At 41.7% G+C, this 18,744-nt stretch carries 24 protein-coding genes; 14 read left to right on the top strand and 10 right to left on the bottom strand.

Annotation, left to right across the window (positions count from 1 at the left end; translation table 11 throughout):
- Positions 1 to 59: 59 nt before the first annotated feature.
- The gene (locus MST17_RS14230; protein WP_168377935.1) at positions 60 to 1,166 is read right to left on the bottom strand and encodes an HPP family protein; all 1,107 of its coding nucleotides are present in this window, start codon (positions 1,164 to 1,166) and stop codon (positions 60 to 62) included.
- 275 nt (positions 1,167 to 1,441) lie between these two features.
- Between MST17_RS14230 and MST17_RS14235 the strand changes: the two genes are divergently transcribed.
- Positions 1,442 to 2,023 (top strand): hypothetical protein, encoded by a 582-nt coding sequence (locus MST17_RS14235; RefSeq protein WP_180002928.1) that lies wholly within the window; start codon positions 1,442 to 1,444, stop codon positions 2,021 to 2,023.
- Positions 2,023 to 2,631, top strand: coding sequence for an OmpA family protein (locus tag MST17_RS14240; protein ID WP_180002927.1), 609 nt, complete (start codon positions 2,023 to 2,025; stop codon positions 2,629 to 2,631). The genes MST17_RS14235 and MST17_RS14240 overlap by 1 nt, the downstream gene beginning before the upstream one ends.
- Positions 2,632 to 2,922: 291 nt before the next feature.
- On the opposite strand, the gene MST17_RS14245 is transcribed toward MST17_RS14240, so the two are convergent.
- Positions 2,923 to 3,210, bottom strand: coding sequence for a 2OG-Fe(II) oxygenase (locus MST17_RS14245; RefSeq protein ID WP_257223011.1), 288 nt, complete (start codon positions 3,208 to 3,210; stop codon positions 2,923 to 2,925).
- Positions 3,211 to 3,523: 313 nt separating this feature from the next.
- Here MST17_RS14245 and glyQ point away from each other — a divergent pair, with 313 nt between their 5' ends.
- The 9 genes from glyQ to MST17_RS14290 all read left to right on the top strand — a co-directional run bounded on the left by glyQ (position 3,524) and on the right by MST17_RS14290 (position 10,618).
- Positions 3,524 to 4,507, top strand: coding sequence for a glycine--tRNA ligase subunit alpha (gene glyQ, locus MST17_RS14250; RefSeq protein WP_067666981.1), 984 nt, complete (start codon positions 3,524 to 3,526; stop codon positions 4,505 to 4,507).
- Complete coding sequence (gene glyS, locus MST17_RS14255; RefSeq protein ID WP_180026631.1) at positions 4,507 to 6,576, top strand: glycine--tRNA ligase subunit beta; 2,070 nt, start codon at positions 4,507 to 4,509, stop codon at positions 6,574 to 6,576. The genes glyQ and glyS overlap by 1 nt, the downstream gene beginning before the upstream one ends.
- Before the next feature lie 107 nt (positions 6,577 to 6,683).
- Positions 6,684 to 6,950 (top strand): hypothetical protein, encoded by a 267-nt coding sequence (locus MST17_RS14260; RefSeq protein WP_257223145.1) that lies wholly within the window; start codon positions 6,684 to 6,686, stop codon positions 6,948 to 6,950.
- Entirely contained in the window at positions 6,951 to 7,157 is a 207-nt protein-coding gene (locus MST17_RS14265) for a hypothetical protein (protein WP_257224519.1), read from the top strand.
- A 235-nt stretch (positions 7,158 to 7,392) separates the two neighbouring features.
- Complete coding sequence (locus MST17_RS14270) at positions 7,393 to 7,749, top strand: DUF3060 domain-containing protein (RefSeq protein ID WP_078192788.1); 357 nt, start codon at positions 7,393 to 7,395, stop codon at positions 7,747 to 7,749.
- Positions 7,750 to 7,856: 107 nt separating this feature from the next.
- Positions 7,857 to 8,246 (top strand): hypothetical protein, encoded by a 390-nt coding sequence (locus MST17_RS14275; RefSeq protein WP_078189759.1) that lies wholly within the window; start codon positions 7,857 to 7,859, stop codon positions 8,244 to 8,246.
- Between the two features lie 352 nt (positions 8,247 to 8,598).
- Positions 8,599 to 9,246, top strand: coding sequence for a hypothetical protein (locus MST17_RS14280; protein ID WP_180026632.1), 648 nt, complete (start codon positions 8,599 to 8,601; stop codon positions 9,244 to 9,246).
- A 262-nt stretch (positions 9,247 to 9,508) separates the two neighbouring features.
- Complete coding sequence (locus MST17_RS14285; RefSeq protein WP_180010278.1) at positions 9,509 to 9,997, top strand: hypothetical protein; 489 nt, start codon at positions 9,509 to 9,511, stop codon at positions 9,995 to 9,997.
- Positions 9,998 to 10,108: 111 nt separating this feature from the next.
- Complete coding sequence (locus MST17_RS14290) at positions 10,109 to 10,618, top strand: hypothetical protein (RefSeq protein WP_180026633.1); 510 nt, start codon at positions 10,109 to 10,111, stop codon at positions 10,616 to 10,618.
- A gap of 235 nt (positions 10,619 to 10,853) precedes the next feature.
- On the opposite strand, the gene MST17_RS14295 is transcribed toward MST17_RS14290, so the two are convergent.
- The 4 genes from MST17_RS14295 to MST17_RS14310 all read right to left on the bottom strand — a co-directional run bounded on the left by MST17_RS14295 (position 10,854) and on the right by MST17_RS14310 (position 13,776).
- The gene (locus MST17_RS14295; protein ID WP_180026634.1) at positions 10,854 to 11,081 is read right to left on the bottom strand and encodes a hypothetical protein; all 228 of its coding nucleotides are present in this window, start codon (positions 11,079 to 11,081) and stop codon (positions 10,854 to 10,856) included.
- A gap of 56 nt (positions 11,082 to 11,137) precedes the next feature.
- Positions 11,138 to 12,091 (bottom strand): 2-hydroxyacid dehydrogenase, encoded by a 954-nt coding sequence (locus MST17_RS14300; RefSeq protein ID WP_180026635.1) that lies wholly within the window; start codon positions 12,089 to 12,091, stop codon positions 11,138 to 11,140.
- 97 nt (positions 12,092 to 12,188) lie between these two features.
- Positions 12,189 to 12,380, bottom strand: a complete 192-nt coding sequence (locus MST17_RS14305; RefSeq protein ID WP_257224013.1) for a hypothetical protein — start codon at positions 12,378 to 12,380, stop codon at positions 12,189 to 12,191.
- 124 nt (positions 12,381 to 12,504) lie between these two features.
- Positions 12,505 to 13,776, bottom strand: coding sequence for an alpha/beta fold hydrolase (locus MST17_RS14310; RefSeq protein WP_180026645.1), 1,272 nt, complete (start codon positions 13,774 to 13,776; stop codon positions 12,505 to 12,507).
- Between the two features lie 116 nt (positions 13,777 to 13,892).
- Here MST17_RS14310 and MST17_RS14315 point away from each other — a divergent pair, with 116 nt between their 5' ends.
- The gene (locus MST17_RS14315; protein ID WP_180026637.1) at positions 13,893 to 14,669 is read left to right on the top strand and encodes a class I SAM-dependent methyltransferase; all 777 of its coding nucleotides are present in this window, start codon (positions 13,893 to 13,895) and stop codon (positions 14,667 to 14,669) included.
- A gap of 9 nt (positions 14,670 to 14,678) precedes the next feature.
- Positions 14,679 to 15,254 carry a hypothetical protein gene (locus MST17_RS14320; RefSeq protein ID WP_306669799.1) on the top strand — a complete coding sequence of 192 codons (576 nt, stop codon included), beginning with the start codon at positions 14,679 to 14,681 and terminating at the stop codon, positions 15,252 to 15,254.
- A 128-nt stretch (positions 15,255 to 15,382) separates the two neighbouring features.
- Here the strand turns inward: MST17_RS14320 and MST17_RS14325 are convergent, their stop codons facing one another.
- The 3 genes from MST17_RS14325 to MST17_RS14335 form a co-directional block, all read right to left on the bottom strand.
- Entirely contained in the window at positions 15,383 to 15,793 is a 411-nt protein-coding gene (locus MST17_RS14325; RefSeq protein WP_180026638.1) for a GFA family protein, read from the bottom strand.
- A 73-nt stretch (positions 15,794 to 15,866) separates the two neighbouring features.
- The gene (locus tag MST17_RS14330) at positions 15,867 to 17,072 is read right to left on the bottom strand and encodes a TIGR03862 family flavoprotein (protein WP_180026639.1); all 1,206 of its coding nucleotides are present in this window, start codon (positions 17,070 to 17,072) and stop codon (positions 15,867 to 15,869) included.
- A 6-nt stretch (positions 17,073 to 17,078) separates the two neighbouring features.
- Positions 17,079 to 17,729, bottom strand: a complete 651-nt coding sequence (locus MST17_RS14335) for an SAM-dependent methyltransferase (RefSeq protein ID WP_180026647.1) — start codon at positions 17,727 to 17,729, stop codon at positions 17,079 to 17,081.
- A gap of 83 nt (positions 17,730 to 17,812) precedes the next feature.
- On the opposite strand from MST17_RS14335, the gene MST17_RS14340 reads away from it, so the two are divergent.
- Positions 17,813 to 17,998, top strand: coding sequence for a DNA gyrase inhibitor YacG (locus tag MST17_RS14340; RefSeq protein WP_078189771.1), 186 nt, complete (start codon positions 17,813 to 17,815; stop codon positions 17,996 to 17,998).
- 93 nt (positions 17,999 to 18,091) lie between these two features.
- On the opposite strand, the gene MST17_RS14345 is transcribed toward MST17_RS14340, so the two are convergent.
- Complete coding sequence (locus MST17_RS14345; RefSeq protein ID WP_078189772.1) at positions 18,092 to 18,736, bottom strand: MBL fold metallo-hydrolase; 645 nt, start codon at positions 18,734 to 18,736, stop codon at positions 18,092 to 18,094.
- Between the last annotated feature and the right edge of the window lie 8 nt (positions 18,737 to 18,744).

Genomic DNA, 18,744 nt, shown 5'->3' on the forward strand with positions numbered 1-18,744 from the left:
TTGTCTACATATTGGCAAAGCCATATTTAAGTCTGATGAATTTAACTAAAGTTTAAGGCTTAAGATTTTGTTTGCTGATTTAACTGTTGATATAACGCGGCAATCATATCGGCACGGCTAATCATTCCCACCAACCGTTTTTGCTCAACGACTGGAATATAATTAAAAGATCTTTCCACAAAATATGGCACCAAGTCTTCAATCGGCTGATCCGGCTGCACGGTCACCACTTTGGGATTCATAATTTGATAAACGTGATTTTCCCAACTGGCTTTGGGGTCTGCGGCACGCTTAAACCATTCCACTACATCATATAAAGCCAAATTTCCCACCAAGCGATCCAAATCACTCACCACAGGCAAACTCATCAAATTGACTTGTTTAAACTTTTCCAACGCTGACTGAATATCATCTTCTGCACGCAAGCTAATCACTTGCTGGCTCATGAGATCACGACAATGAAACTGGCTTAGACCACGACGACTAGCTAACTGCTGTGCTTCTAAAATGATTTTTTGTAGGTCGTATTCACTGATATCGAGTAACTGACTTTGCTGTTCTAAGACTTGCTGAATATCCGCAGGTTGAATCGACACTTTTTGTGTCGGTGTTGGATCTGTCGTCCGTGTATTAACTTGTGATTTTTGTGGATACTGCTTACCTAGTAATCGGTTATAAATAATAGCAACCACCATCAAGAGGACCGAATTTAAAAGGACTGGATAAAAAAGAAAGGCGTAGCCTAAATCATGGACAGCCTCGCCGCCCAATACCGCGGTAATCGCTACTGCCCCACTCGGTGGATGCAATGAGTCCGTGGTCATCATTAAGATAATCGCTAATGCAACTGCGATACTAAAAGCTTCGGTTAAATTAGGAATATACATCGCACAAGTCACGCCAATCAAAGCCGCAAGACTATTACCGACCACCATATTCCACGGCTGTGCCAAAGGACTAGCAGGTACAGCAAAGAGCAGCACAGACGATGCGCCCATCGGGGCGATATACCATGCATTTAAGTCACCTAGCGCTAACCAACTAATCAGCGAAGATATACTCAAGCCAAGCAAAGCACCTACCCCACATAGGATGCGATCTTTTAATGGTAAAACTTTAAAGTTGGGTTTAAGTGTATTAAGCCAAGCTGATTTTGCGTGAAACACGATATGCCTGATTGATTATTCGAACAGATGGGCGATTATAAAACGAAGTCTCTTATAAGATGTATTTATTTTATACCTTTATCTTATAAAATTTTCTACTGAACAATATCTAATCCAAATTAAAGCCGAAAGAACTGAATAATGCTCACGAGTCAATCACCTGCTCATCTCTCTTATTTCATTAACGTTTTACAACAAAACCTAGACAGGCTAGCTGTTTAAAATTCCCTATAGTCAAAAGACCTATAAAAATATTTGAAAAAAGGATGTTCTGAATGAATAAAAATATCTTCGCAATGTGTGCCCTCTGTATGCTTGGCTTGGGTTTATCGGCCTGCTCCAAAGAACCTCAACAAGCCAATCCGCCAGCCAATGATAATACACCTCAAGAAATGGCCCCAGCTGAAACTGCAAAAAATGGGGATGATCTTATTCGAGAACCAGCACCACAAGTTGAAGCACCAGCGCCTCAACCCACTTTAGCTGAAATCCCCATGAGTAAAGGCACTTTAGGTTTACAAAGCGTCAAGGTGATTGGAAGAATTTTAACCGTAAAAGTGATAGCTCAACCTAACCCTGCCCCAAATGGAAACACTGAATTTATGAGCACATCCATCAATTTGGAACAAACCAATTATATTGATGATGACACAGCCAAAAAAGTAGGACTGCTGCAAGATGATGCTGGCATTTGGATGGCAGCACCTTTAAATGCAACAAATAAAGCTATCCAAAAAGCCAGTTATGAACCTATTTTACTCACCTTTAAATTCCCTGCGCCGCCTGAAAGCACCAAGACCATTAGCATCAATTTAGGTAATGCAGGTTCTTTTGACGGCATACCGGTTGAACGCTAATGAGAACATTACTGTATAGCGCAAGTTTGAGCTTATTGATTGCAGGATGTGTAGATTCCAAAACTGATCCACCGCCTACTCAGACTGAACAGAACGTCACGGAAATAGACAACTCTCAGACTGTGCCAGAACAGCAGCCGAAGTCATCTGAACCAAGTCAACCTCAGGCAGAAGCCAGTAATTTATCGGCTGTCGGTTCAGATTTAAGTGCCAATCATAATGAATTTAATATTCAGGTGAATTTAAGTTCGGATGTGCTGTTTGATTTTGGCAAAGCCAATTTAAAACCCGAAGCTGAACCTGAGTTGCAGCAAGCAGCCCAGACCTTAAAAAGCAAAGGTAAAGGCATTATTGCCATTGTCGGCCATACCGATAATATTGGTTCAGATGCCGCCAACCAAAAACTGTCGTTACAACGGGCTGAAGCGGTGCGTGATTATTTTAAAGCCCAAGGTATTGATTTAAATTATCAAATCAGCGGGATGGGAGAAAGTCAGCCGCTTAAACCGAATACCCTATCTAATGGTGAGGACAATCCTGAAGGTCGTCAGAAAAATCGACGGGTTGAAATTGTAATTAATAAAACCAAAAGCTTATCTGAGTCATAAAGCCTTGATAAAAATGAGTCTAAACGACTCATTTTTTATTTTACGACTAAATTTTTAGTGGTGAATTTTGATTCTTTTTTTGAGAATATCTCTAAACGATAGACGCGCCAAAGTCATATAGCAAACGTTCATTGAGCGGCGATATTTTTTATTCGATTTTCGTATGCTGTACCAAGCCACCTAAGTTGCAAAAGACGTTATAAAAGACCGATTACCCTGTTGGTTATTTGGGATTTTTTTGAAAATTACAGGCTGAATTTTCTTAAAAGATATTGATTTTATCTATCAAATTTAATCGATTACGCATCCGATACTTAATACATAGCATGAGCTGCCTTGCACCTCAGTCACTTCATGCCGATACAAATCTGGTCTAAATAATTTAACTCTTGGTAAATCAATGATGCTTCGCTCACATATAAATTCACCACCTGCTTTCGATTTTTTAATCACGATATTCAACCTAAAATGCTGCCCATATTGTACAGAGTCTTGACGTGGTGGAATCATTGAACCCACAGGAAAACGAAGAAAATAGGCATCACATTTAAGTCCTAAATGGTTTTGTAATAACAACATTTTGTCACAACCCGAATGCTGTCTTCCTTTTTACCAACGCAACCACTTCGAACCCATAAGTCTTTGAATAATTTTATTATTCCTAAATTTCATTGTATTTTTATAGCATGATCATCGTTAACAACAGTATCACTGATGAAGTTGTCTTATTGCCACCATATTTCACCAATAAAGACTCAGCTTCATTTAAAACCCGCAGTGCCTTTATTCTATCTGGCATTAAAAGCCCACTTGTTCACGCGAAACCTTTGCCACACACCCCCAAAATCCTTATAATTGAGCACAATTTTTATCTAATTTTAAGTGGATGACCATGAGTCGCGCCATATCGCATATTGATACCTTCCAAGGCTTAATTCTTGCCTTACAAAACTACTGGGCTGAACAAGGCTGTGTAATTCTTCAACCTTACGATATGGAAATGGGTGCGGGTACATTCCACACTGCAACTTTCCTACGTGCCTTAGGCCCTGAAACTTGGAACGCTGCTTATGTTCAGCCATCTCGCCGTCCGAAAGATGGCCGTTATGGTGAGAACCCAAACCGCCTACAACACTACTACCAGTTCCAAGTCGTGTTGAAACCAAACCCAGACAACATCCAACAGTTGTACTTAGATTCATTAAAAGCCATTGGTATTGATACCCTTGTTCACGACATTCGTTTCGTGGAAGATAACTGGGAATCTCCAACACTTGGCGCATGGGGCTTAGGTTGGGAAGTTTGGTTAAACGGTATGGAAGTAACTCAGTTCACTTACTTCCAACAAGTTGGTGGTGTTGAGTGCTACCCTGTGACAGGTGAAATCACTTACGGTCTAGAACGTCTAGCGATGTACCTCCAAGGTGTAGACTCTGTTTACGATTTGGTTTGGACTAAAGGTCAGTTTGGTACAGTGACCTATGGCGACGTGTTCCACCAAAACGAAGTTGAACAATCAACCTATAACTTCGAATATGCCAACGTTGAAAAAATGTTTGAACTCTTCGACTTCTATGAAGCGGAAGCGACTCGTTTAATGGAAGCGGAACTTCCACTTCCTGCTTACGAGCAAGTGATTAAAGCATCGCATAGCTTTAACTTGCTTGATGCACGTGGCGCAATTTCAGTAACTGAACGTCAACGTTATATTTTACGTGTCCGTACATTGGCGCGTGCTATTGCACAAAGCTATGTCGCTGCGCGTGCGAAGCTTGGCTTCCCGATGGCAGAACCTGCTTTACGTGACGAAGTCCTTGCTCAACTCAAAGCTCAAGTTGAAGCGGAAGCAAAAGTAGAATCTAAGGAGAGCAAATAATGTCTAAACATACAGTATTGTTCGAATTAGGCTGCGAAGAACTTCCACCAAAAAGCTTAAAAAAATTACGTGATGCGCTTCATGCAGAAACGGTAAAAGGCTTAAAAGACGCAGGTCTAGCATTCGATTCAATCGAAGCTTATGCGGCACCACGTCGCCTTGCGCTTAAAATTGTGAATGTCGATGCTGCGCAAGCTGACACTCAAAAACGTTTTGATGGCCCTGCGAAGCAAGCAGCGTTTGATGCCGAAGGCAAACCGACTAAAGCACTTGAAGGCTTTATGCGCGGTCAAGGCATTACAGTTGATCAAGTATCAACTTTCCAAGCAGGTAAAGTTGAAAAAGTGTGCTACTTAAAAGATGTAAAAGGTCAAAGCCTTGATGTTTTACTTCCACAAATTTTACAAGCCGCTTTAGATAACCTACCTATTGCAAAGCGCATGCGTTCTGCTGCAAGCCGTACTGAATTTGTACGTCCTGTTAAATGGGTTGTGTTGTTGAAAGACAGTGATGTGATTGAAGCAACGATTCAGGATCACCAAGCAGGTAACGTGACTTATGGTCACCGTTTCCATGCTCCTGAAGCAATTACACTTGCAAATGCCGATGCTTATCTTGATGCCCTTCGTACTGCAAAAGTGATTGCAAACTTTGAAGAGCGCCAAGCGATCATCGACCAACAAGTGAAAGCTTTGGCGGATGAAGTGAATGCCATTGCGATTGTCCCTAGCGACCTTCGTGACGAAGTAACTGCTTTGGTTGAATGGCCTGTTGCTCTTCGTGCAAGCTTCGAAGAACGTTTCCTTGCTGTTCCTCAAGAAGCACTCATCACGACGATGCAGGACAACCAAAAGTACTTCTGCTTAGTGAATAGCGACAATAAACTTCAACCTTACTTCATTACCGTGTCAAACATTGAGTCGAAAGATCCGTCTCAAATTATTGAAGGTAATGAAAAAGTTGTACGTCCGCGTTTGTCAGATGCTGAATTCTTCTTCTTACAAGACCAAAAGCAACCACTTGCATCTCGTAAAGAGAAACTTGCAAATATGGTATTCCAAGCTGAGCTTGGTACACTATGGAACAAGTCTGAACGTATAGCGACTTTGGCTGTTGCACTTTCTGCAATCACTGGGGCAAACCCAGCAGATGCTGAAAAAGCTGCGCTTCTTGCTAAATGTGACTTAACCTCTGAGTTAGTGGGTGAGTTCCCAGAGCTTCAAGGTATTGCGGGTACTTACTACGCACGTATTGAAGGCGAAAATGATGAAGTTGCTGAATCTTTAGGTGAACAATACTTACCTAAATTTGCTGGTGACGTTTTACCAAAAACCAAGACCGGTACAACGCTCGCGCTTGCAGACCGTTTAGATACGCTCACAGGTATTTTTGGTATTGGTCAAGCGCCGACAGGTTCGAAGGATCCGTTTGCACTGCGCCGTTCTGCAATTGGTATCTTGCGTCTTGTGACTGAAAATGATTTAGATGTTTCGATTGAAGATCTAATCAAACTTGCACTTGCTGCTTATGGCGATGTATTGAAAGATCACGATAAGACTTTAGCGGATGCTGTTGCATTCCTTGAAGGTCGTTACCGTGCTAAATACGAAGACCAAGGCGTGGCTGTAGATGTGATTCAAGCGGTTCAAGCACTTTCTCCAAAATCGCCACTTGATTTTGATAAACGTGTAAATGCGGTAAATCATTTCCGTGACCTCCCTGAAGCTGCTGCACTTGCCGCTGCCAACAAGCGTGTTGCAAACATTCTTGCGAAAGAAGCTGCACCTGAAGGAAATGTCGTTGAAGCAAATCTAGTTGAAGATGCTGAAAAAGCATTGTTCGCTGAACTTGCGAAAATCACACCTGTGGTTGAGCCATTATTTGCTGCGAAGGACTACACTGCTGCATTGTCTGCACTTGCTGCACTTCGTGCGCCAGTCGATGCGTTCTTTGACGGTGTGATGGTGATGGCAGATGATGCTGACTTAAAAGCGAACCGTTTACGTATGCTTGCACAGCTTCGTGACTTGTTTACGAAAGTGGCTGATATTTCAGTGTTACAGCACTAAGTTTAAGCATTAATTAAAAACTCGCTTTAAAGCGGGTTTTTTTATGCCGTTTGAAATCTAGGTAAAATCCTGTTAGAAATAGCGGGATTTTTTGATAAGAACAATATATGAAAAGTATTACAGTCAATCATCCTTACCGCCCAGATCTCTATCTTTTTATCTTACATACAGTATTGATGGCATGCAGCTTTTACCTTTGGAAGGTTTATCCATACATTCCAAACAAGCCAGATATGGGTGCTTTATTCTTTTTGATTATTTCTGTTTTGGGTGGATTTATTGGAATCGTCATCCTTGCGGTGACTTTGCCAAGATTAGACCGCACTGTGCGTTACTTAACGCTTTCAAAATTTGTTTTAAGTTTGGTGTATTAGTTGTCGAGCACAACCATTTTCGTTTTATTGGGCAGTACTAAATTTATATTCAATAATCCCCTCGTGCTATTTGTCTTCGTTTTTCTATTTTTTAGCAGCCTGTATTTTTCAGTAATTCGTGTTGCAGATATGCGTAAGAAAGATTGGCTCATTATCGGTGGAGTATTGGGTGGCCTTGTGTTGTTGTTCTTTTTGCCAAAACTTTAATCGCTAAATAAACCAGCTAAGACCTCATGGGTTATTTAGAATAACGTCCTGATAATTCAATGAGACGGTTTGAAATACGAGATCAATCACCAAGCTAAATCACTTCTTAATACATCAATGTGAAAAAGATCTGCTGTTGCACTCAATATCTCGTTTTAAATAAAGTTGAATAAGACTTGAGCAAATAAATCTCGGCATGCTAAAAATAACTCAACCTGAATAAAATGAAATACCTATGATGAATAAAAAATTACTTAGCTTTGGATTATTGATCCTATCTATTTCTTCTGCAAATGCTGGAACGGAAATGACTCATTCTCAAATCATCATTTCTTCACCTGATACCGTTGCAAGTTATGATTGCGCAGGACGCTCAGTGAATATTCCTGCTCCAGATAGCCGTATTACTCTAAAAGGCAGTTGCCCGATGATTACGGTTGCAGGTCCAAATACAACGGTCTATGTAGAATCAGTCAATAAAATCAATATTTATGGACCAAATTCGAAAGTGTATTATCAAAAAAGCACCCATCCATCACGCCAAGTCAGCATCAATGCCGTTGGTCCAGGAAGTGCAGCCTATAAACGTTAAATATTAAGTGAATGAAGTTGAATTTAGGCTTAAGACTTAAATCTATAGCCAATAATTCACCAATTCCCTATACTCAAAGACAACAACACTCAACAAGAATGAAACTTATGAAATTGAAAGCATTCCTTTTGACTGGTCTTGCGGGTCTAACACTTTCTGCATGTACATCTGCACCAACGATTCCACAACTTGAAACTGGTGTATTACAAGAAGTTCAAAACATTGATGTCTACCCAGATACCACGGATAACAAAGCAAAACTGACTAAATTTGTAGATAAATGCGTGATTGAATTTACAGGCAATTTAGAAGAAGCAAAATCGGTTGAACAATGGTCATTTAAAGGCTTAACCCTGATTTCAGGTGGTACAGCAACCTTTGCTAAAGACGGCACAAGTTCAGCACACAATTTTGATTTAAATGCTGCGGATGTACAAAAGAACTTCCTTGCATTACGCGGTCATTTTGCAAAAGATGCACTTACACAATGTGAATAAATGATAAAAACCATATCTCCAAATGGGGGTATGGTTTCATTTTTCCTTGAATCTTGAACTATAATCCGTTCAAACCCATTATTTTTTATGATGAAAATCGTAACTAGAACCACACCACAGCAACGCGCAAATCACATATAAGCCACTGTATTTTCATAAAATTACAATACTACGTTAACTTAACTAAGTTTCCACATTTCAAACTTCCGCGTATCTGAGCTGTTATCGCATTGTGTGACTTATCGCACAAAACCACTTTTTGCTTTTTTTTTACTCTTAAGATGTCCTCTGCTCCAAAAGCGCAAATGCTGAGTGCAACAGCAGCGTTCAATAAAAGAGGACAAATGCAAAGATGAAACCTTTATTTAAAACAACACTGATCACCGCAGCATTATTCGCAACCACCCCACTATTTGCGAACACCGCAGTAGAAGCCAATGCGAAAGTTGAAACACAGCAACCGTCTGTACTGCAAAATCTAAAACAAGACATTAATCAGTCTGCGCATACAGCCGGTGACAAAATTGAAAAAGGCGTCGATAAGACCAAAACATTCACCCAAGAAAAATGGCAAGACACCAAAGAATTCAGTGCTGACAAAAAGCAAGATGCAAAAAATAAATGGGCTGACCTAAAACAGTCTAAAGATGAAAAGTCAGATGCAGCGAAAGCCAAGATCGATGCCAAGGCTGAGCAAAATAAAGCTAAGCTTGATGAGCGCAAAGCACAGCTCGATGAAAAAGCTGCAAAAGACAAAGCAAAACTTGATGAACGTAAAAGCAATGTCGACAACAAAGTTGATCAAACCAAGAGCTATTTAGGTGAAAAAGCTCAGGAAGGTCGCCAATTTGCCAGTGAAAAATGGCAACAAACCAAAGCGAATTTCCAAAAAGGTCAAGAAGCTAATGTGAGTGGCAGTAGCAATGTACAGTTGCAAACGCCTGTCGCACAAGCTGAAGTCCATAGCTCACATGAAGCCAGCTTAGGTGCTCACAAATAAATAAACTGGCTTTCATACCCTCTCCTCCAGAGAGTAGGCTCACCCTTCAGTGGGCCTTTTTTTTACCCTAGGCAAAATACAAACGTGTACAAAGCTGTCATTTGCTGTATTGATTTTGCTACGGCAGGTTTTTTTCGCTGCAATTTTTCCTATAATGCGTTAAAACCGTTCATCAGATAGAAAATCTATAAAATTCAGAGGTGAAGCTGTGAAAATTTCATTAAAAGCAACGTTATGCCTAAGCTTAATATTCACGACACCCATGCTTTGGGCACAAGAAAACACAGCAGCGCAAAGTACTGAGCAACAAGCGAAAAAACCTGTGAGCCCTTATGGCGATAATCCAAATTTATTGCATGTGTGGGCCTATAAAGCCCAAGAAGGCGTGGTCGGTGCTGCTAAAAATATTGGCGAAATGACTGAACGTGGAATTTCTAAAATTAAGCCTTCGGTTGACCAAGCTTGGGACAATACGAAAACTGCTACTCAAAATACAGTACAACAGGTTGATCAGGGTGCACAGCAAGCCACTCAAAACGTCAATGAAAAATTGAAGCAAACCCGTGAAAATATCACAGGCAAAACCAGCCAACCTGCGCCCATTAGCCAACAGTCGTTGAGTGAACCGTCTTCAGGCAATACAATCAATACGGCTCCAAGCAACAATGCGGGGCAAAATAGTAATCAATATCCACAAAGTAGCTATCCATCGAGTTCGACGTCTACGACGTATCCAGTGACTGATTTATAATTTAACAGCACATTTAAAAGCTCAACTTTGGTTGGGCTTTTTTAAAACCAAAATTGAATGCTTTTGGTCTTTGGCCTATGCCTATAAAAACAATGAATTAATGAGAAAAAAATGCGAATTTTATTTGGTATCTTGCTTGGTATTCTGCTCTGTGTTGGCTCTGTGCTTGGCTTACAACGTTTTCCACAATTGTTAAAAAGTTATCCACAGTTGCAGGCCATTTTTCCCCAATTGTACAATTCTCACCAATATAACCATGATGCCGAAGGTAAATTATTACAAACCTTAGAGATGCTAGATGACGAAGAATACAAATCGACTGAAGGCAATGAAGCGACACTGTATCAACTCGATGGTCAATGCAAAATAAACCTCTATGTTTTTGGTGAATCCAATCAATCCCTAACAAGTTTCTATTTTCACAATGATCAGATTTTACGTGCCTATGAGACAAATTTGATCTACCCAAATGGTGGCTTTAATCCTGTACCCAATACCAAAGATCCTTTTAAACTCGAAAAAAGTTATTTACGAATCATGATGCCAAACAGTATCAAGACTGAACTTGAATTTGAGCGGATCAAACATCACTTCAATGCTAAATTTTTGAAAAAATGCTGAAATTTAACTATTAAGTTAAGCATTAATGCATTAAGCAGTAGGCTTGAGATATCGCCTACGTACAAACGATGCTGTACAAATTTGAATAAGCATCAACAGGCAAAATGGATAGTCAACCCAGACTGATAAATGATCAATATGAGCAACCTCTCCAAAGACAGAAAAATAGACCTGTCCCACAATAATTGGCACCACAACAAGCCATAGTCCCCAATACCAATAGCGATTTAAAAAATCAATAAGCGCTAAGACGCAATGCGCAATGCGCAATAAAAAATACCGAAACCAACACAACTTGTAAGGTCGGCATGAATTTATGAACTTCAAAATCAGGGTTCTGGAATAAATAATTTTCACTGATATTTAGTACATAACTGTACCATGCCCAAGTGATGCATGCGGTAAAGAGAATCAGCATGCAAAATAATCTTAAACTTTTTTTATTGGCAAGATCGACCTGCATAGACATCCCTATTTATATGGAGCATTGTTCAAAAATAATGTTCCTTAAACTCGATTTTAATTCACCTGTCGAATTACCATCCCAGCTTTAAAGGCTTCTACATTTTCCACCAATTGCTGCACAATGCGTTGTCGCGCATCGACGCTGCCCCATGCACTATGTGGGGTAATGATTAAATTTGGAATACTTGGGTCAAGCAACACATTGCCCTGCTTGGGTGGCTCAACGGTCAAGACATCGGTTGCCGCACCTGCGATCTTTCCTGATTTTAATGCCTCGGCTAATGCAGTTTCATTGACAACACCACCTCGTGCGCAATTGATCACAAAGGCCGATGCTTTCATTTGAGCCAAGCTTTCATAATCGAGTAAATCACGGGTTTCCTCTGTTAAAGGACAATGCAAACTGAGAAAATCGACCTGCGCTAGCATCTCAGAAAAGGCCACTCGCTCAGCCACCATAGGTCGATTCGGTAGCGCACCAATCATAATTTTCATGCCAAAAGCTTTAGCCAAATGTGCCACGGCTTGCCCCAATTCGCCATAGCCGACAATCCCCAAAGTCTTACCGGCCAACTCAATAATTGGAAAATCCAGTAAGCAGAACTGATCCGCTTTTTGCCAATTTCCTTGTTGAACCGCCCGATCATACTGTCGAAATGATGTCGCCAAGTTCAACATTAACATCAAGGTATGCTGTGCGACCGCAGCGGTGCCATAAGCTTGGCAATTACACACCACGATGCCTTGTTGCTGTGCTTGTACAAGGTCAACGTTATTGGTGCCAGTGGCAGAAATTAAGATCAGTTTTAATTGCGGATTGAGCTGCATGTACTCAGCATTGATGTGTACTTTATTGCTGATAATCACATCAGCCCCTTGTATGCGCTGGGCAACCTCTGCAGCCGCTGTTGCGGGATAGAGCATCAATTCATCAAACTGTGCTTCTAGTCCGCTAAAATCTAAGTCTTGTTTATCTAGAGACTGATAATCTAGAAATACCGCTTTCATGGCTGCTTCCCTTCTGGCCGATTATAAAGATTCGATTGTGAATGATTAAAACCTGTGATGCACCAAAGTGCAATCGAACAGCATATAAAAAAACCCGCTATTTCGCGGGTTTATCGAGATGATGTTGCAGTGAATTTCGAATTTTGAGTATGACATAAATGGCCAGTATCGTAAGTAACAACATACTGCTGCTAAAAATCAGTATGCTTGAACTAACCCCCTGTGCATAGGCTGAACCCATGGTCAGCACTAAGATGAATAATACAGCAAGCATCTGTGTTGAATGCATACTGATACCCCTCATATTCCTTATGATGTTTTGGGCAGTATGATTGTTTTTTATACTGCCTTTATCTCATCATAATCTCTTCCGACAAATTAGCAAGCTTTGGATTTTCAACTAAATGTCGAGCTTAAATCTGTTCGGGTTGCACCACGAACTGACAAGATGCATCGGCATTTTCGACAAAGAAGATTTGACCAAATTCATCGCTACTCAAACGCAGTTCTTTATAGTTCAGCGTGTAATAGCCCACATATTTCTGCATTAAAATCGGATGCATACCTGTCGCAAGCTCATCTTGAGCTAAGACCAATTTCATTACCTGACGGTCATTCATCACCACCATGTAACGCTCATCTTGGACTTGTACGTATACCAGGCCTGTGCCCTTCGGCTGCAAAGGGATCAAAAACTTGTGATTCAGTGCAATCACACCGGCTGCATAGCTTTCAATTTTTTGGCTAATCACGTTAAACACTAAACCATGATCAAACTGATCGAGTAACAGGCTACGATTTTCCTGAGGTAAAAAGGTCGTGATTCCCAACTTTTGCAGATCTTGCTCACTGACTTGTTTGTTATTAAACAATACTCGTAATAAGGTCTGTTTTTGTTTGGCATCAAAAAATTGAGGGTCAAGCTGAAACGAATTGCTTTTTAAAATTTCACCTAAGGCATCACGATGGCGTGTCAGTAAATTTTCGATGACTTTTCTATAATAAAATTTGCTGTTTTTCTTAACCCGACGCATTTTTTGATAAAAATACGGCGCATCAAAAGGATGTCTCAAGAAATCATTTAACAGTTCAGAACTCGCCAACACTGCAATGGCATCATGCCCTGTAAACGGCAGATGCAACACATGCACATGCGGAATTAAAGCCTGTAGTTTTTCAAAGTGAGCGCGATCTTCTGGGCAATAAGGATCATACACTACGATATATTCACGTGTAGTCGATACGTCTTCAGCAAGTACCCGCATATTGGCATGCAGATTGGGCTGAAAGAACATGCCATAGCGTGTATCGACAATGTCTTCTGGGTCTATGGAGTACTGCGGCACCATACTGACCACACGCTGAAATCCAAATAAATTGGCATACTTAATGGCAGCATAGCCGCCCATGGAACCACCATAGGCAATACGCATCTCAAATTGTTCGAGGATCGGCTTGATGGCTTGATACATCGGCTGCATTGACGATGCTGGAAACCACGATTTTTGTTTCGGCATCACACCGATCACATTAAAACCATATTTTTGCAAAGACTTCTCGGCATTGATGCTCAAGCCCTTGGCACGGGTAATCAAATCACCGAAGGAGAAAATAAGCTCACGAGAATTGCCAGGCTGAAAAATGACACGAATTTGATCATCTTCAAAAATGATGTGCTTTTCCATTGTGCTTTGCTCCAGTCCTTGTTGCGTCACGCTTTTCCTTCCTTGTTGCATTCAAAGTTTATCTTGTTCCGAATATGCTATTTTATAGAGGCCATACAGATTAAAAAGTGCAGAATATGACACATTCAATACATCCTGCCGCACAACAAGGCTTTAGCTCTGCAGCTGAACTCTATCAACAAGCCCGCCCTGACTACCCGATTGAAATCAGTGCGTGGCTACAACAACATTTAGCTTTAGCCCCTCAAGCCCATCTGGTGGACTTAGGCTCAGGTACAGGCAAATTTCTCGAGTATATTCGCCCACTCAGTGAAAATATCACCGCGATCGAACCTGTGCATGAAATGCTGCAACAATTGCAGAAAAAACATCCGCATATTGCAACTTTAGCCGCCCAAAGTGATCAGATTCCACTGCATGATCATTCTGTGGCAGCGGTATTTTGTGCCCAATCTTTTCATTGGTTTTCCACCCCTGATACCCTCAATGAAATCAGTCGTATCTTAGTTCCCAATGGGGATCTTGTATTGATTTGGAACCAACGTGATATCCAAGTCAATTGGGTCAAACAACTCGCTGATGTCTTGAGTGAGCTCGAAGGTGACACACCACGTTATCATAGTGGGCAATGGCAAAAAGTGTTTGAGCAGCAGCAAAAATTTAAATTAATTGCCGAAACGGCATTTCAACAATTGCATCATGGTACAGTGGAACACGTGGTTTCCAAACGATTATTGTCCACCAGTTTTATTGCAGCGTTAAGCATGGATGAACAACAAAAACTGAAACAACAATTTGAAAATATCGTGGCTGAATCAACCCAAAAGACTGCACAGGATTTCATTGATTTTCCGTATATCACGCATGTCTATATCTTTAGAAAAACACATTAGGACACGATTATGCTCATGCCAATCTCTTTTAAAAAACTCTGTGTCATCTTCCTCATGGGTACGGTGCTAGGACTCACTGCATGTGAAAAATCATCAAAAACGGTGGAACAAAATAGTGAAATCAGTTCCGATGATCAAATCATGAAAGAACTGAATAGTGATCCTATTAAAAACTTTGCCAAGACCCCAGATGATCTACACGACCTCACGCTTCTGACGCAATATGACGAGAGCTTTAGTCAAATTAGCGATGAGATGGAAGATGAGCTGATGAAACTGCGTGAGGAAGGCAAACTCACTGATGAATTTGCCACACAGCGTAAGCGTGACAACATCCAGTCGGCGCTGAATATGCTCAAAGAACTCGAAATGAAAACTGAGCAAGGCCGTTATATTCAAGGTTTGATGTATCAGTACTGGGACAATCAATCACAAATTTATCGTGAGAAAAATCAAGCAGCCGATGGTGAGTTAAAAAATCCTAGTGATAGTGTCAAAGGTCTCGGTCAGTTTATTCATGCACAAGAACAATTGGGACATTGGCAGGAACAATATCCTGAACTACAAAAAACTCGACAGCCTTAATCTTCCAACCCTGTTGCAATCTATTCACCCAAATTCAACGTGGATGAATGAGAGAGCGATACGAGCTTATTACTTAACATCAAGGGTGCAAACCTGCCCTTGATGTGATTGCTCAATCTTGATTTTCGCTATGGTCGTTCAGCATATTGTGGTAAATCACCTGCGATATCATCCCATTCTGCTTTGGATGCGACAAAGATATGACAGGTTGGTTTCTGCGTCAGAGGTGTATCTAAGGTGCCTATACGTAAGCGGTAATAATCAGGCGTTTCAGCCTTTATACTGATGATCGGCGAACCACACTCACTACAAAAACAGCGCTGTGTGGTAGCGGTAGACGCATACTGTTTCAGAAACTGCTCACCGGCTACAATTTTAAAATCTGCTTTAGCAATCGGGGCATTGGTCGCAAATGCTGTACCATTGGCTTTTCTGCACTGAGAACAATGACATTGCACGATCTCACCAATCGGACCATTGATCTCATAACAAACCGCTCCACACAAGCAGCTTCCGGTATATTGTTCTTGTACGCGCATAGTGGTCTTTCTTAGAAGAATTTCATCTCAAAATATCACAACTCCTCAGCAAGATTGTGACAATTTGAAGCGCTTAGTTCTGCAAAGAAACCAGATAGTTTTGAACCCCTTCACCCGCTGCTCGACCGGTTGCTAGGCATGCTGTCAGTAAATAGCCTCCTGTAGGCGCATCCCAATCCAACATTTCGCCACAGACAAATACTGCAGGATTGCTCTTCAATTGTAAGCCATCATTTAGGACTGAGCGCTTCACACCACCTGCGCAGCTAATCGCCTCATCTATCGGGCGAAAGCCATCAAGTTGAATATTTAAGTGTTTAATTTTCGCTGCAAGTAAGGCTGGCTCATGCCATAAAGATTTATCAACCAGTTCACGGACCAGCGCAGCTTTCGCCGCATCTAAACCGGCTTTACGCCAAACATTGGTTAAAGACTGCTTCTTCGAAGGCTGTAGTTTCTTTGCCAATTGCTCAACACTTTGATCTGGCAATAAGTCCAAAGTCAGCTGCATGGGCTGAGCAGATTTCACCTGTTGACGCAAAGCACGACCTTGTTTGTAGATCAATCCACTTTCCATTCCATAGTGTGAAATGATGATATCGCCTTGGGTCGGCTCTGCTTGATCGACCCATGCATTGACTCGCTTTAAAGGCTGTCCAAACACGGGCTGCATGAACTTCGACCAAACGCGTTCCACACCGGCATTACTGGCTTGAAAAGTTTCAATGCTCTCAGGCTGCAACCATTTTTGCCATGCGCCATCACTGCCTAAACGTGACCAAGACACAGCCCCACATGCCATAATAATCGCATCAAAGCCAAACGCTTGGCTTGATTCATCAACAAGGTTTTGAATTGTCAGCTGATTGGACTGTAAGTCCAAAACTTGATGTCGATAATGAAACTGCACCCCGTCGAGACTGAGACGTTTTAACCATGAACGCAGCAAAGGCGCAGCTTTCATTTCAATAGGAAAGACCCGACCCGATGAACCAATATAGGTTTCAATACCCAGTCCCATCATCCATTGTTGAATCCATGCTGCATCCCACTGCTTAACCCATGGACTCAGCCATTCCACTTGATCATAGCGCTGCACAAATTGTTCAACGGGTTCTGCATGCGAAATATTCAGCCCCGTCTTGCCCGCCATTAAAAATTTACGGGCTGCCGATGGTTTTTGCTCATAAACATGAATGTCATAGTCAAATTGGCTAAGCACTTCCGCAGCCATCAATCCCGCAGGCCCTGCCCCAATGATTGCAATACGCTGAGTCATGCCCAATTATTCCGCAGATGCTTCGGTGGGTTGCTTACCTTGTAGCGGCTGAAAATCATCAAAACGTGTGGTGTAATCTACAGGCTTGGTAATGATTAGCTGCTGACAGAGTTCACCGCGTTCTAGATATTTAATTTCAAAATGCGTGCGTGCTGAAGTCTCTGCAATGCGTTCTTTGACAAAAGGTAGCTTCCAAACATCGATTAACTGCTGCTGCGCTTCCTCAATATATTCAGGAATATTACTGGCCAAGGTAATCTGACCACCCGGCTGCAAACGCGACAATAGAAATTCAAAAAACGGCATATTTAACCAGCGCTGTGCAGGATTATGCGGTTCAGGGTTTGGATACAAAATAAAGAATTGCTGTACTTGCGCAGGATGTAAGGCATGTACTACCCAAGGCAATGCATCAGCGTGAATTGGAGTTAAATTGCTTTGCCCTTCAAGTTGATGCTGCTTTTGCATTGCCACAAATTTTTCACGTGTCCGCTCAACAGCAATCAATTGAAATTCAGGGTGATTGGCTGAAAACAATAATGCATGTTTACCTTTACCAGCCCCAATTTCCACACAAATCGGCGTGGAATCAATCGGCTGAAAATCACGGGGAGCTCGCATACGCTGCGCTTGAAATTGACGAATAGGCATAAACAGATCAAACTAAACAGAACGGCATAAGTCTAACAACTGCGACTGTATTTGCCTAATTGAATCATCCGTTTTTGCTGGAGTTAAGCATGCCCACCACCATGAATTGTCCACGCTGCGGCGCATTGACGACTTGGGAAAATAATGAATATCGCCCGTTTTGCTCAGATCGCTGCAAATTGATTGATCTTGGTGCTTGGGCCAATGACGAATATCGCCTGCCAACCCAAGATGCACCTCAGGCCGATGGTGGCCGTGAAGAAGACCAATTCTAAGGACTCAAGTGCATAACCCTATTATTTAGGTAAATAAAACAGGAATCCGTTTGGATTCCTGTTTTGTTAATTTAAGTTTCTCAATCTAGTTGCTTAACCCGCTTTACCAGCAACGAAAGGATTATGTTGTTTTTCATAACCAATGGTACTCATTGGACCATGCCCTGAAATAAACTGCGTGTCATCCGGCAAGCTAAAACATTCACGCTGAATGGAGTCGAGTAATTGTTGATGGTTACCGCGTGGAAAATCTGTCCGGCCTATCGAGCCTTTAAATAACACATCCCCCGTCCAAAGCACGGCATATTTTGCGTTATAGAACATGACATGACCTGGTGTATGCCCCGGTGCAAAACGAACTTCAAACTCTTCTGCACCCAGCTTCAAGGTTTCGCCGCCTTCCAACCATTGGGTCACATGGACATTTTCAGGGATCGGGAAACCGTATTTCGCAGAAACCTCCTGAATCATGTCCAACCAAAACGCATCTTCTTTATGCGGGCCAATCACTGGAACATTCCAAGCTTGGGTTAATGCCCCAACCGCACCTGCATGGTCTAAATGGCCATGCGTTAACCACAAGGCTTTGACCGTTAAACCGAGCGCTTCAACTTCGGCTTTTAATTTTTCAGGCTCTCCCCCTGCATCAATCAAGACCGCTTCTTTCGACTCAGAGTCCCAAACAATGGAACAGTTTTGTTGAAATGCCGTAACGGGCACGATTTTAACTTGCAACATAGGGCGAA

Origin of the sequence: Acinetobacter sp. YH16056_T, from assembly GCF_024605895.1 — a bacterium.
Taxonomy (GTDB): domain Bacteria; phylum Pseudomonadota; class Gammaproteobacteria; order Pseudomonadales; family Moraxellaceae; genus Acinetobacter; species Acinetobacter amyesii.